This is a genomic window from Streptomyces sp. NPDC006326 (assembly GCF_040612915.1).
Taxonomy (GTDB): domain Bacteria; phylum Actinomycetota; class Actinomycetes; order Streptomycetales; family Streptomycetaceae; genus Streptomyces.
The window spans coordinates 108,095-122,134 of record NZ_JBEXRC010000001.1 but is presented as its reverse complement, the minus strand read 5'-3'; the positions used below and the strand labels follow the sequence as shown (position 1 = coordinate 122,134).

11 protein-coding genes and 1 pseudogene are annotated in these 14,040 nt (G+C 71.9%); 2 read left to right on the top strand and 10 right to left on the bottom strand.

The window, feature by feature from the left end; all coding sequences use genetic code 11:
• Positions 1 to 45 precede the first annotated feature (45 nt).
• The 10 genes and pseudogenes from ABZ128_RS00530 to ABZ128_RS00485 all read right to left on the bottom strand — a co-directional run bounded on the left by ABZ128_RS00530 (position 46) and on the right by ABZ128_RS00485 (position 11,490).
• On the bottom strand, positions 46 to 435 hold the full coding sequence (locus ABZ128_RS00530; RefSeq protein ID WP_356845166.1) for a cytidine deaminase: 390 nt from the start codon (positions 433 to 435) through the stop codon (positions 46 to 48).
• Positions 432 to 1,697 carry an ABC transporter permease gene (locus ABZ128_RS00525; protein ID WP_356845165.1) on the bottom strand — a complete coding sequence of 422 codons (1,266 nt, stop codon included), beginning with the start codon at positions 1,695 to 1,697 and terminating at the stop codon, positions 432 to 434. The genes ABZ128_RS00530 and ABZ128_RS00525 overlap by 4 nt, the downstream gene beginning before the upstream one ends.
• Positions 1,694 to 2,809, bottom strand: a complete 1,116-nt coding sequence (locus ABZ128_RS00520; RefSeq protein ID WP_356845163.1) for an ABC transporter permease — start codon at positions 2,807 to 2,809, stop codon at positions 1,694 to 1,696. The genes ABZ128_RS00525 and ABZ128_RS00520 overlap by 4 nt, the downstream gene beginning before the upstream one ends.
• Positions 2,806 to 4,368, bottom strand: coding sequence for an ABC transporter ATP-binding protein (locus tag ABZ128_RS00515; protein ID WP_356845452.1), 1,563 nt, complete (start codon positions 4,366 to 4,368; stop codon positions 2,806 to 2,808). The genes ABZ128_RS00520 and ABZ128_RS00515 overlap by 4 nt, the downstream gene beginning before the upstream one ends.
• Positions 4,369 to 4,631: 263 nt before the next feature.
• Positions 4,632 to 5,693, bottom strand: coding sequence for a BMP family ABC transporter substrate-binding protein (locus ABZ128_RS00510; protein WP_356845161.1), 1,062 nt, complete (start codon positions 5,691 to 5,693; stop codon positions 4,632 to 4,634).
• Between the two features lie 219 nt (positions 5,694 to 5,912).
• On the bottom strand, positions 5,913 to 7,157 hold the full coding sequence (locus ABZ128_RS00505; RefSeq protein WP_356845451.1) for a M20 family metallopeptidase: 1,245 nt from the start codon (positions 7,155 to 7,157) through the stop codon (positions 5,913 to 5,915).
• 137 nt (positions 7,158 to 7,294) lie between these two features.
• Positions 7,295 to 8,452, bottom strand: coding sequence for a hypothetical protein (locus ABZ128_RS00500; protein ID WP_356845159.1), 1,158 nt, complete (start codon positions 8,450 to 8,452; stop codon positions 7,295 to 7,297).
• Positions 8,453 to 8,512: 60 nt separating this feature from the next.
• Positions 8,513 to 9,436, bottom strand: coding sequence for an N-acetylneuraminate synthase family protein (locus ABZ128_RS00495; protein ID WP_356845450.1), 924 nt, complete (start codon positions 9,434 to 9,436; stop codon positions 8,513 to 8,515).
• A gap of 327 nt (positions 9,437 to 9,763) precedes the next feature.
• A pseudogene (locus ABZ128_RS00490) lies at positions 9,764 to 10,126 on the bottom strand (acylneuraminate cytidylyltransferase family protein); the annotation flags it as partial.
• 14 nt (positions 10,127 to 10,140) lie between these two features.
• A complete protein-coding gene (locus ABZ128_RS00485) occupies positions 10,141 to 11,490 on the bottom strand; it encodes a DUF6716 putative glycosyltransferase (protein WP_356845157.1) in 1,350 nt (449 codons plus the stop codon).
• Between the two features lie 176 nt (positions 11,491 to 11,666).
• Between ABZ128_RS00485 and ABZ128_RS00480 the strand changes: the two genes are divergently transcribed.
• Positions 11,667 to 12,653 carry a glycosyltransferase family 2 protein gene (locus tag ABZ128_RS00480; RefSeq protein WP_356845155.1) on the top strand — a complete coding sequence of 329 codons (987 nt, stop codon included), beginning with the start codon at positions 11,667 to 11,669 and terminating at the stop codon, positions 12,651 to 12,653.
• Entirely contained in the window at positions 12,653 to 14,017 is a 1,365-nt protein-coding gene (locus tag ABZ128_RS00475; protein WP_356845154.1) for a polysialyltransferase family glycosyltransferase, read from the top strand. The genes ABZ128_RS00480 and ABZ128_RS00475 overlap by 1 nt, the downstream gene beginning before the upstream one ends.
• The last annotated feature ends 23 nt before the right edge of the window (positions 14,018 to 14,040 follow it).

Here is a 14,040-nt window from a genome sequence, read left to right as displayed (position 1 = left end):
CGACGGCCCTCCGCCCCGGGAGGGGGCGAAGGGCCGTCGGTACGGCTATCTCAGGTGGTCGGGCCCGAAGGCCTGCGGCAGCATCGCCGAGAGCGGCATGACGCCCTCGGGTGTCTCCACCTGGAGCTCGGGGCCGCCGAACTCGAAGAGCAGCTGGCGGCAGCGTCCGCACGGGACGAGGATCTCGCCCTTGCCGTCCACGCACGTGAAGTGCGTCAGGCGGCCGCCGCCCGTGGCCTGGAGGGAGGAGACCAGCCCGCACTCGGCGCACAGGCCGAGGCCGTAACTCGCGTTCTCGACGTTGCAGCCGACCACGGTGCGGCCGTCGTCCACGAGGGCGGCGACACCGACCGGGAAGCCGGAGTACGGGGCGTACGCCCGGGACATGGCGTCCCGGGCGGCGGCCCGCAGGGCCTCCCAGTCCACGCTGGTCACTTGCCCTGGCCCTTGCGGTAGGGCAGACCGTCGGCCTTGGGCATCCGCAGCCGCTGCGCCGACAGGGCGAGCACCAGCAGCGTCGTGACGTACGGGGCGGCGTCGACGAACTGGCTCGGGACGGCGTCGGTCAGCGCGTACCAGAGGAAGAGGCCCACCGAGCAGGCCGCGGCGATGCCGGCCTGGAGGTACTTCTTCTTGTACAGCTGCCAGACGAGGACGAGCACGAGCAGGATCGCGAGGAGCAGCAGCATCGCGTGGACGTTCTCGGCGCCACCGCGCAGGCGGAGGCTGTAGGTGAAGCCGAAGAGGCCCGAGCCGAGGGCCATGCCGCCCGGCATCCAGTTGCCGAAGATCATCGCGGCGAGACCGATGTAACCGCGGCCGCCGGTCTGGCCCTCCTGGTAGATGCCGGTGGAGACGATCGCGAGGAACGCGCCGCCGAGGCCGGCCATCGCGCCGGAGACGATCACGGCGATGTACTTGTACTTGTAGACGTTGACGCCGAGGGACTCGGCGGCGGTCGGGTTCTCACCGCAGGAGCGCAGGCGCAGACCGAAGGCGGTCCGCCACAGGGCCCACCAGGTGAACGGGACCAGCAGCACGGCCAGGACGGTCAACAGCGACAGGTTGGTGACCAGGCCGCCGAGCACGCCGGCGACGTCCGAGACCAGGAACCAGTGCTTGCCCTGGAGCGTGGCGAGCGAGTCCGACAGCCCCGGCACGGTGATCTCCGTGATCGGCTCGATGCGCGGGGACTGCTTGGAGGAGCCGCCCGGCGCCTTGTCGAAGGTGTAGTTCGACAGGTACTGGGTGAAGCCCACGGCCAGGATGTTGACGGCCACACCGGAGACGATGTGGTTGACGTTGAACGTCACGGTGATGATCGCGTGCAGCAGGCCGCCGAGGGCGCCGCCGACGATGCCCATGACGACACCGGTCCACGGACCCCACTGGTAGCCGGCCCAGGCACCGAACCAGGTGCCCAGGATCATCATGCCTTCGAGGCCGATGTTGACCACGCCCGCGCGCTCGGCCCACAGGCCGCCGAGGCCGGCGAGCCCGATCGGCACGGCGAGCTGGAGGGCGCCGGAGACCTGGCCGACGGACGTCAGGTCGTCGGCGCCGGAGACGACCCGGACCAGCGAGATCAGGGCGAGGCCGCCCGCGATGATCAGCAGGATCCAGGGCAGGGTGAGCTTGCGTCGGCCGCCGTCCTTCTTGGGCGCGGCGCTCGTCGCGGAAACGGTGCTGGTGCTCACGCCGCGACCTCCTTGTTGTCGGTCTTGAGGGCGTGCCCGGCGGCCAGCTCTTGGCCGACCTTCTGCTGCTGGCGGCGGATGCCGTAGCGGCGGACGAGCTCGTAGCTGACGACGACGGCGATCACGATCAGGCCCTGCATGATCGTGCCGATCTCCTGGGCGTAGCCGTTCTGGTCGAGACCGGCGGAGGTCTGCTTGATGAAGGCGAGCAGGAAGGCCGAGAAGAGGATGCCGAGCGGGTTGTTGCGGCCGAGCAGGGCGACGGTGATACCGGTGAAGCCGATGCCCAGGGGGAAGGACAGGTTGTACGTGTGGGACTCGCCGAGCAGCAGCGGCATGCCGGTCAGACCGGCGACCGCGCCGGAGATGAGCATCGCGGTCATGATCATCTTCTTGGGCTCGACACCGGAGGCCTGGGCGGCGGACTCGCTGGCGCCGGAGGCGCGCAGGTCGAAGCCGAAGCGGGTCCGGTTCAGCACGAACCAGTAGACGATGCCGAGCGCGAAGGCCACGAAGGTGAAGCCGTAGATGTCGCCACCAGGCAGGGACAGGGCCGGGAACCAGCCGGACTCCGGGATGTCACCGGTGGTGAGGTCGTTCGAGCCGGCCGGCTGGACGCCGAGGTTCTTCGGCAGGATCAGCCAGGCGATCAGCGAGGTCGCGATGGCGTTGAGCATGATCGTGGAGACGACCTCGCTCACGCCGCGGCGCGCCTTGAGGATGCCCGCGATACCGGACCAGAAGGCACCGGTCGCCATGGCCACGACCACGATCAGCAGGATGTGCAGCGGACCGGGCAGCGAGACCGACGCACCGACCACGGCGGACACCATCGCCGCGAGGCGGTACTGGCCGTCGACGCCGATGTTGAAGAGGTTCATCCGGAAGCCGATGGCGACGGCCAGGGCTGCCAGGAAGTAGATGCCGGCCTGGTTGACGATCAGGACCTGGATGTCCTCGTAACCGGCCTGGTCGATCATGATGCGCAGCGGCTCGATCGGGTCCACGCCCGAAGCGGCCAGCACGATCATGGTCAGCACGAAGGCGCTGAGCAGTGCGAGCGCGGGGCCGGCTACCGCGAGGAGCAGCCGGTCCTTGTCGAATTTCTTCATCGGGCCTCGTCCTCCGTCGTGTCACCGTCGGCAGCGGCGGAAGGGTTGTCGGTGGCTTCCAGGTGTCCGCGGGCGGCACCCGTCATGGCGGTGCCGAGTTCCTCGGGCGTGATGGTCGCCGGGTCGGCGTCCGCGACCAGGCGGCCGCGGTAGATCACGCGCAGGGTGTCGGACAGGCCGATCAGCTCGTCCAGGTCGGCGGAGATGAGGAGTACGGCCAGGCCCTCGCGGCGGGCCTCGCGGATGGCGTCCCAGATCTGCGCCTGCGCACCGACGTCCACACCGCGGGTGGGGTGGGCGGCGATGAGGAACTTCGGGTTGTGGCTCATCTCGCGGCCGACGATCAGCTTCTGCTGGTTGCCGCCGGAGAGGGAGGCCGCCGTGACCTCGATGCCGGGGGTGCGGACGTCGTACTCGCGCACGATCCGCTCGGTGTCCTTGCGGGCGGCCTTCGGGTCGAGGATGCCGCGCTTGGAGTTGGGTGCCTCGGTGACGTGGCCGAGGATGCGGTTCTCCCAGAGCGGGGACTCCAGCAGCAGGGCGTGGCGGTGGCGGTCCTCGGGGATGTAGCCGATGCCGCCCTCGCGGCGCTTGCGCGTCGGCGCGGTGGAGATGTCCCGGCCGTCCAGGCTGATGACGCCGCCGTCCGGGAGGCTCATGCCCATGAGGGCCTCGATGAGCTCCGTCTGGCCGTTGCCCTCGACACCGGCGATGCCGAGGACCTCGCCCTTGTGGATGGTGAAGTCGATGCCGGCGAGCACCTCGCGGACGACGCCGTCCGGGTCGGTGGCGGTCAGGCGCAGGTCCTGGACCTTCAGCATCGGGACGTCCGTGACCGTCGACTCGCGGGTCTCCGGGGTGGGCAGCTCGCTGCCGACCATCAGCTCGGCGAGCTGCTTGGTCGTCGCGGTCTGCGGGTCGGCGGTGCCGACGGTGGTGCCGCGGCGGATGACGGTGATGTCGTCGGCGACCTTCAGCACCTCGCCCAGCTTGTGCGAGATGAAGATGACCGTCAGGCCCTCCGCCTTGAGCTCGCGCAGGTTGTCGAAGAGCGCGTCCACCTCCTGCGGCACGAGCACCGCGGTGGGCTCGTCGAGGATGAGGGTGCGGGCGCCGCGGTAGAGGACCTTGAGGATCTCCACGCGCTGGCGGTCGGCGACGCCGAGGTCCTCGACGAGGGCGTCCGGGCGCACGCCCAGGCCGTACGCGTCGGAGATCTCCTGGATCTTCTTGCGCGCCTTGGCACCGATGCCGTAGAGCTTCTCGCCGCCGAGGACGACGTTCTCCAGGACGGTGAGGTTGTCGGCGAGCATGAAGTGCTGGTGCACCATGCCGATGCCGCGGGCGATGGCCTCGCCGGGGTTGGCGAAGGTGACCTGCTCCCCGTCGATGGCGATGGTGCCCTCGTCCGGCTTCTGCATGCCGTAGAGGATCTTCATCAGGGTCGACTTGCCGGCACCGTTCTCACCGATCAGGGCGTGGACCGTGCCCTTGCGGACGGTGATGGCGATGTCCTTGTTGGCGACGACGCCGGGGAAGCGCTTGGTGATGCCGTGCAGTTCTACTGCGGGGGGCGGGCTGGACGCGTTGATGACGCACTCTCCTTGGCGCGGAAGGAGCTGGAAAAGCCGGAAGGCAGGGGAGACAGGGCGGTTGGAGAAGGTATCGCGTCCACGATGCCTCTACGCGCGTAGCACTGTCAGTAGTGAAAACTTGCGGCCAACTGGCCACAAGCCACACCGTAGAACGCGGCTCGGGGCCCGGGAGCGGTAGAGACCGCTTCCCGGACCCCGGAGACCACTACTGCATGTCAGTGACGGCCTTACGGCGCGGTCTTGACCGTGATCTTCTTGGCGATGATGTCGGCCTTCGCCTTGTCGACCGCGGCGATGACCTCGGCCATCTTCTTGTACTCGGGGTTGGAGTCGGCCAGGCCGACGCCGTCCTTGTCGAGGCCGTAGCGGATCTCACCGGTCTGCGGCTTGCCGTCCTCGACCGACTTGATCAGGTTGTAGACCGCGTCCGGGACGTCCTTGGTGACCGAGGTCAGGATGTGGTCCTTGTACTTCGACAGACCGGCCTGGTTGTACTGGTCGGAGTCGACGCCGATGGCCCACTTGCCGGCGGCGGCGGTGGCCTCGATCGCACCCGAGCCGGCGAGACCGGCGGCGGCGTAGACCACGTCGGCGCCGCTGTCGAGCTGGCCCTTGGCGGCGGCCTTGCCGAGGTCGGGCTTGGCGAAACCGGAGAAGTCCGGCGGCTGGGTCAGGTAGGCCGACAGCACCTTGGCGTTCGGGTTGGTGTCCTTGACGCCCTGGGTGAAGCCCGCCTCGAACTTCTTGATCAGCGGAACCTCGACACCGCCGATGAAGCCGACCGTGCCGGTCTTGGAGGTCTTGGCGGCGGCGACGCCGGCCAGGTAGGAGCCCTGCTCCTCGTTGAAGACCAGGTTCGCGATGTTCGGACCCGTCACCGAGGTGTCGTCGATGAGACCGAAGGTGGTCTTCGGGAACTTCTCGGCGACCTTCTTGATGGCCGGCGCGTAGGCGAAGCCGACACCGATGACCGGGTTGTTGCCCTTGCGCGCGAGCTCGGTGAGGCGCTGGACCTTGTCGGCCTCGCTCTCGCCCTCGGTGGGCTCGGCCTCGGCGCCCTTGATCTTCAGGTCCTTCTCGGCCTTCTCCAGACCCGCGAACGCGGCGTCGTTGAAGGACTGGTCGCCACGGCCGCCGATGTCGTAGGCGATGGCTGCGGACTTCTGGCCCGACGATTCCGACGACGACGCGGAGGAGTCGGACGACTTCTTACCGCCACAGGCGGTGGCCGAGAGGGCCAGCGCCGCGGACGCGATGCCCACGGTGGCGATCCTGGTGATCCGGCGCAAGGGGAGGCTCCTTCAAAACCTGACCGAAGCGCCACGACCGGCGCTGGTTTCGCGGCGATCGTAACGCGCGTAGATGTCAGTTAAAGGCCCGTTCATGAGTCGTTATCGGATCGTCGCGAACCGGACAGTGACCGATCAGTAACTGCTCATGCGTCCAGCCCTTGTGTACCAAGGGCTGGACAGGTGCGACGCGCGCCGCTCAGATGTTGTACCGGATTCCTACCCGATCGGCCTCGTGCGCCGCCCGTCGAGCAGGGCGGCGGCCGTGAAGAACTCCACGCCGACGGCGATGGCGGACTCGTCGACGTCGAAGTCGCCCCGGTGCAGGTCGCGCTTGGCACCGTCGCCGGGGGTGCGGACCCCCAGCCGGGCCATGGCCCCCGGGACGTGCTCCAGGTACCAGGAGAAGTCCTCGCCGCCCAGGCTCTGCTCGGTGTCCTCGACGGACTCCGGACCGAGGCGGGAGACCATGGCCTCCCGCAGCAGCTCGGTGACGAGGGGGTCGTTCACCACCGGGGGCACCCCGCGCACGTAGGTGATCTCCGACTTGGCCCGGTACACGGAGGCGATCTCGTCGATCGCCGCGTGGATCTGGTCGGGGGCCTCGTGCCAGGCGTTCAGGTCCAGGCACCGGATGGTTCCGGACAGCTCGGCGTGCATCGGGATCACGTTGCAGGCGTGCCCCGACTCGATGCGGCCCCAGGTGACCGACATGCCGGAGCGGGCGTCCATCCGGCGCGACAGGACGGCCGGCAGGTCGACGGCGACCCGGGCGGCGGCCGTGACCAGGTCGGTGGTCAGGTGCGGCCGGGCGGTGTGGCCGCCGGGGCCCTCCAGGGTGACCTCCAGGCGGTCGCAGGCCGAGGTGATGGGGCCGGGCCGCAGACCGATCCGCCCCGCGTCGACCCGCGGGTCGCAGTGCACCGCCAGGATCTTGCCGACGCCGTCGAGCACCCCGGACTCGATGGCGTCGGTGGCCCCGCCGGGCAGGACCTCCTCGGCGGGCTGGAAGAGCAGCCGTACGGGCCGGGGCAGCAGGCCCTGGCGGTCGAGCTCGGCGAGCACCAGGCCGGCGCCGAGGACGACGGCGGTGTGCACGTCGTGGCCGCAGGCGTGGGCGCGGTCCGGGAAGGTGGAGCGGTACGCCACGTGGGTCTTGGCGTCCGGGATCGGCAGGGCGTCGATGTCCGCGCGCAGGGCCAGCATCGGCCGGTCCCCGTCCCAGGTGCCCACGTCACAGATCAGCCCGGTCCCGGACTTCAGCACCTGCGGCCGCAGGCCGGCTTGCTCCAGCCGGGCCTTGATCGCCGCTGTGGTGCGGAACTCCTGGTGTCCTAGTTCGGGGTGCATGTGCAAGTCCCGGCGGAAGGCGATCAGTTCGGCACGCAGATGATCCGGAAGCTTGCCGGGCAGCTCGGGCCGGTCGGGCGTGCCGGGCAGGACGGTCTGGGACTCGCGGGACATCAACTGGTTCACCCGTTGAAGGGTAGGCGCACAGATGGGCCAACTGGCTGGAGATCACCAAAAGTTCATGCCGTTAGGGGAAAAAAACCAGACCTCTGGACGCATGACCGGATGCGCCGGGGGGTAAACTCGCGCGCTCATCCGGCCGCGGGGGCCGTCCGGGCAGGGAGTCTGCGCACATCACGGGCGGTCGCCGTGACCCCGGCGAGGAACGTGCGGGCGCGCGGCGAGGCGGAGCCGGTGAGCCAGGCCGGGTCCACGTCGTATACGGCGACGGTCACACCGGTTCCGGTCAGGGCGTACGGCAGCGTGTGGACGACCGTGGACGGGAAGCTGACGATGGTCCGGCCGACGGGTCCGCGCCGGGCGACCAGCTCCAGCGGGAGGTCCGGGCGGACGATCTCCAGCCCGGTCGCCTCGCTCAGCGCGCGCAGCTTCTCCGGGGATTCCCTGCGGTGCGCGAAGTACCGGGTGGCCCCGTGCTCCAGGGCCAGGGACCGCACCGCCTCCAGATAGCGGACCGGGTCGACCACGCCGGTCTCCACGAGCGAGGTGCCGACGAGGTCGGTGCCCCGGGTCAGGCGGGGCGGGCCGAAGCGGGCCCGGGTCCAGGCGAACGTGTTGGCCCGCAGCGTCATCGCCCCGTGGACGGTGACCGGCATGGAGGTGAACACCTCGACGCGGCGCCCGTGGCCGGCGGGCGGGGTGAAGCGGCGCCGGGCGGTCGCCGAGACCGGCGCGTACGCCAGCTCGCGCAGCCGGCCGGCCGGTCCGCCGCCGCCGACGCGGTGCCAGCGTACGAGGCGTTCGCCGCGGGCGGTCTGGGCGACGAACTCCATGGTGGCGGTGCCGTCGTCGACCACCACGAGCTCCTCGGCCCGGACGAGGGTGAGCAGGAGCTGCACGTACCGGGAGAACGGATCGCCGACGACGACCCGCCGGGCCGCTCGCACGTCGCGGGCGAGCGCGGCGAGCGCCCGGAGCGGGGCGAGCCGACCGCCGCGGGCCTCCTGCCAGCGGACCTCGTGCCCTTCGTCCCGGGCCAGGGCCGCCATCCGGCGCAGCTGGCCGCGGGACATGGGGTCGGTGGGCGGCAGCACGACGATCCGCAGGGCCGGCGCGCCCGCGGAAGGGGAGCCGCGGTCGCCGGCGCCGCGGCCCGGCTGGCGGGGGACGCCGTCCAGGAGGGCGGCGCGGCCCGCGGGGGCGGCGCCGGCCGCGTACGCCCATTCCAGGACGTTCAGGAGCTGGACCGGACTCTCGACGAAAGCCAGGGCGGGGGCTGAGGGTGTCACCACGTACTCCTCGTCAGGGGCGGGGGCGGGGCGGGACCTCGGCGGGCGCGGGCCGGGGGTTCAGACCGAGGCCGGTTCGCCCTGGACCCGGCGGAGCTTCTTCATGGGGCCGAGCTCGGACGCGTAGACGCGCTTGACGCCGTCGCCGAGGGCGGTCTCGATGGTGCGGATGTCGCGGACGAGACGGGTCAGGCCGCCGGGCTCGACGGAGGCGGCCTGGTCGGATCCCCACATGGCCCGGTCGAGGGTGATGTGGCGTTCGACGAAGGTGGCGCCGAGGGCCACGGCCGCCAGGGTGGTCTGCAGGCCCGTCTCGTGGCCCGAGTAGCCGATCGGGACGTTGGGGTACTCCTCCTGGAGGGTGTTGACCACCCGCAGGTTGAGCTCCTCCGCCTTGGCCGGGTACGTCGACGTGGCGTGGCAGAGCAGGATGTTGTCGCTGCCGAGCACCTCGACGGCGTGGCGGATCTGCTTCGGGGTGGACATGCCGGTGGAGAGGACGACCGTGCGGCCGGTGGCGCGCAGGGCGCGCAGCAGTTCGTCGTCGGTGAGGGAGGCGGAGGCCACCTTGTGGGCGGGGACGTCGAACTTCTCCAGGAAGGCGACGGCCTCGGTGTCCCACGGGGAGGCGAACCAGTCGATGCCGCGCTTGGCGCAGTGCTCGTCGATGGCGCGGTACTCGGCCTCGCCGAACTCCACGCGGTGGCGGTACTCGATGTACGTCATGCGGCCCCAGGGGGTGTCCCGCTCGACGTCCCACTGGTCGCGGGGGGTGCAGATCTCCGGGGTGCGCTTCTGGAACTTCACGGCGTCGCAGCCGGCCTCGGCCGCGGCGTCGATGAGGGCAAGGGCGTTGGCGAGCTCGCCGTTGTGGTTGATGCCGATCTCGCCGACGACGTAGACGGGGCATCCGGGGCCGGCGGTGCGCGAACCGAAGCTGCGCCGGCGGGGGTCGGGGAGCGGGGTGGGCAGGGCGGCGGTCATGGCGGGGGCGGTCCTTCGATCGGGGAAGAGGGGGGCGAGGAGGCGGGCGCGGGCCAGGTCGTGCGGGTCGTCGATCTCCAGGACCCGGGCCGGGTCGGTGGCGACGGGCAGGGTGCGCCCGAAGAAGCGGTGCCGGGCGGTGCGGAAGCCGGTGGCGTCCATGGCGTAGGCGGCGCCGGTCTCCAGCAGCTCCCGGGGGCGGTCCTGGCGGCGCGGCCGTACGGCCTTGTCGTGGTTGACCCCGGCTCCGCCGCCGTCCTGCTCCCGCCACAGGAAGCCGTGGAAGGGGGCGGCGGTCAGGGCCGAGTCGGCCGCGCCGGATGCGACGGCGGCGGCGACCGACTCGACGTCGGAGGGGGTCAGGAAGGGGCTGGTGCACTGGACGAGGAGGACCACGTCCACGGCGAGGGAGTGCAGTTCCTCGAAGGAGTCGAGGGCGTGCAGCAGGGCGGCCTCGCTGCTCGCGGTGTCCCCCGAGAGGGCGGCGGGGCGGCGGACCACGCCCGCGCCGGCGGTGCGGGCGGCCTCGCCGATGGCCTCGGAGTCGGTGGAGACGAGGACGTCGGTGACGGTCGGAGCGGCGAGGCAGGCCCGTACGGCCCGCACCACCAGCGGTACCCCGCCCACCTCGGCGAGGTTCTTCCCCGGCACCCCCTTGGACCCGCCCCGGGCCGGGATGACGGCGAGCACCCGCCGACGGGGGCTCACAGCTCCCCCAGGCGGCGGATCACCGGCGCCACGCGCTGGACGCCGTGGCGGTAGGCGCCGCGGGCCGCCTCCCGCAGGTGCGCGCGCAGCCAGCGGCGCAGCCGGGGTTCCGGGGCGTCCGCCCGGACCGAGCCGGGCAGCGGGGTCCCGTCGGGGGCGAGGTGCTGGCGGGCCAGGATCCCGGGCAGGTATCCCGGGGCGGTGGCGGGGGTGTAGTAGGGGGCCACGGGGGGCAGTTGGGCCCGCTGCAGCAGCCCGTGGAGCTTCGCCCGGGCGGCGGCGTAGGGCTCGCCGGGGGCGCCGTCCTCTGCGGCGGGGGCCACCCCGTGGGCCTGCAGCCAGCCCGGGTCGGCCTGCGGGAGGAGGCCCGCGTCCAGGTGGTCCCAGGAGGCCAGGCAGCCCGAGCCGAGGAAGTGGTGGTTGCCGAGCGCCTCGCGGATGCCGAGGTCGGTGAGGACCGCCGTCGGGATGCCCCGGTGCAGCGATTCCAGTGCGGCGGTGGAGGAGACGGTGACCAGCAGGTCGGTCCCGTCCAGGACGGCGCCCATGTTCCCGTACACCAGGCGGCAGTTGGCGGGCAGCCCGCCCGGGATCCGCTCGGCGAGCCGCTGGTAGGGCTGTTCCTCCAGGTGTGTGGTGTGCTCCCCGGGCCTGCTGCGCAGCTTGACCAGCACCTCGCGGTCCGGGTGCAGTCGCGCGTGCCGGGCCGCCCGCCCCAACAGGTAGGCGCGCTCCGTGCGGGACTCCGGGACCGAAGGCTGTACGGCGAAGACCACGGTCGGCGCCCTGCTCCCGGCGGGCTCGTGGGGCGCGCCGTCCAGGAACGGCAGGGCCGTCTCCGTGACGGCGTCCGCATCGGCGCCGACCCCCTCGTAGACCGCGCGGAAGCGGGCCGCGTCGTGGCGGGAGTTGGCGAGGACGAGGTCCGCGCCGTGGCGCAGCAGGAGCCCGTCGGCGAGCTTCTCGTAGACGACGCCCACGTATCCGGTGACGAGCACCGGCCGGGCCGCCGGCTCGGGCCACAGGGCGCGCACCCCGTGCAGGACGGCCTGGACGGCCCCGCCGACGAGGGCGAGCACGACCACGTCGTAGCGCTCCCGCCGGAGCGCGGCGAGGAACTGCGCGCAGGTGACCTCGTCCAGCCGGTCGGCCCGGACGCCGACCTCGCCGAGCTGGCGGGCGGTCGGGGTGGCCCGGCCGCGCAGCAGGTATCCGGTGAGGTGGGGATCCGGTACGAGCCGGCGGGCGGTGAGTGCGCCCCATTTCCAGCGCGTATCGGAATCCGCGAGTACGGCGACGCGAAGATCATTACCCGTACGAGTGGCTGCAGGTTTGCTGACTGGCACCCGGCAGAAGCTATTCCGCAATTCCGGTGAGCGGCCCAACGAGCGCACAACAGCGGGTTAACAGCCCGCCGACTGCGCGCGAATCCGTACCGGTTAACACGCCCGCCCCGCTTCGTTCACACGGAATCCGCATCCGGGCCATGGTGAATGCCGGACGGCGCCCTAATGTCTCGCGGGTGCCCAAGCTCTCCGTCGTCGTGCCGTTCTACAACGTGCAGACATACGCACCGGACGCCCTGAAAAGCCTCGAACTCAACGCGCGGGAGGATTTCGAGTTCCTGCTCGTCGACGACTGCTCGACGGACGGTACGCCCGCGCTCCTGGAGCGGGCGGCGCGCGAGCTGCCCGGTGCGGTGCTGCTCAGACACGAGCGGAACGGCGGGCTGGCCACCGCACGGAACACCGGCCTGGACGCGGCGCGCGGCGCGTACGTGGCCTTCCTGGACGGGGACGACTGGCTGGCCCCGGGGCACCTGGCCCGGACGCTGGCCGCCATCGAGGCGCTGAGCTGCGACTTCGTCCGCACGGACCATGTGCAGGTGACGGGAAGGAGCCGCTCCGTGCAGCGCGTCCCGTACGGTCCGCAGCTGGTGGTGGCCGATCCGCGCGCCGCGATCCTGCCCGCCTCCCGGGCCACCGCCGTCGACTACCCGTACGCCTGGGCGGGGATGTACCACCGGCGGCTGCTGGACCGGGGGCTGCTGCACTTCACCGACGGGCTGCGGACGGCGGAGGACCGGCCCTGGATCTGGCGGCTGCACCGGCAGGCGCGGTCCTTCGCCGCGGTGGGAATGCCGGGGACCTTCTACCGGCGCGGGGTTTCCACCTCGTTGACGCAGATCAAAGACGAGCGTCAGCTCGATTTCATCCGGGCATTCGACCAGGTGCTGTCGGAGACGGCGGCGGATCCCGATTCCGACCTGCTGCTCCCGAAAGCCGTCCGAACATATTGTGCGGTCATCGCGCACCATATCGGGTCCATCGAAAGGTTCGAACCGGCCGTGGCCAGGAAACTCCGTTCGATGAGCGCGGCCGCTCTCGGACGCATGCCCCAGGAAGTACTGGACCGGGCGCTGGACGCGATGGACTCCGGACGCTCCGCGCTGCTGCGCCGTCTGCGCCGCCGCACCGCCCGTACCGCCCGGGCCGGAGCCGGGCTCTGATGCCCGCCGCGGCCCTGCGGACCACGCAGGTCTTCCTCGCCTCGACGCTCTACGGGACCGTCACGCTCGCCGCCGGCATCGACGCGGGCAGCTTCCCGGCCGCCGACCGCCGCATCCTGCTCACCAGCAACCACGCCCTGACCGCCGAGGTCTCCCCCGGCCTCGCCGACATGCCGGGCTTCGCCGCCCTGCGGGCCCGCTTCGACGAGGTGCTCGACTGGAACGCCGTCATCGCCCCGCAGCATCCCGGCACCTGGGCCCCGCGCCCCGAGGACGTCCCCCTGTGGGAACGGCAGCTGCGCAGCGCGTGGGGGCTCGGCGAGGACCGCGTCGAGCTGATCGTGGAGTCGGTCCAGGTGCCGCCCGCACGCAGCCTGTGCCAGATCTTTCCCGGCGCCGCCGTCGACGTGTACGCGGACGGGCTGATGAGCTACGGGCCCACCCGCTTCCGGCTCGACCCGCAGCTCGGGATGCGGGTGCGCCGCGTACTGCACCTGGACCTGGTGCCGGGCCTGGACCCGCTGCTGCTCACCGAGTTCGACGTACGGCCCGAGCTGGTGACGGCCTCCGAGGTCCTGAAGGTGCTCGGCGAACTGCCCGCCGACGCGCCCGAGCTGGACGGCGTCGGCGAAGCCCCGGCGCTGCTGCTGGGCCAGTACCTCTCCGCCCTCGGCCTGCTCTCCGCCCGGGAAGAGGAGGACCTGCACGGGGAGATGGTGCGCGGGGCGCACGCCCTCGGCCACCGGGAGCTGCTGTTCAAGCCCCACCCCAGCGCCCCCGCCGCCTACTCCCGCCGGGCCGAGGCGGAGGCCGAGCGGCTCGGCGCCCGCCTGACCGTCGTCCGCACTCCGGTCCTCGCCGAGACCCTCTACCGGCGGCTGCGCCCGGCCCTGGTCGTCGGCTGCTTCTCCACCGGCCTGCTGACCGCCGCCACCCTGTACGGGCTGCCCGTCGCGCGCACCGGCACCGAGGCCGTACTGGCCCGCCTCGCCCCCTACCAGAACAGCAACCGGATCCCGCTGACCCTGGTGGACGCCCTGCTGCCGCCGCTCGCGGACGCCGAAGCCGTGGCGCGCTGGAGCCCGCCCGGCCCCGACCGGGTCGCGGCCGGGCTGACGGGACTTCTCACCGCCGTCGGCTTCACCATGCAACCTCAGGTCCTGGCGGCCCGGCGGCCCGAGGCCGAGGCCTGGCTCGCCCGGCACCTGGACGAACGGACCCGGCGCTACTTCACGCGGCGGCGGCTGGCCTCCCTCGGCCTGCCGGGCGGTATCCCGGCCCGGCTGTCGTTCCTCCCGCACAGCCCGGCCGTCCGCCGGGCGGTGCGCCGGCTGCGGCGGCTGCGCACCGCCCGCCCGAGGTGAGTTCCGCGGCGGCCGCGGGCGGG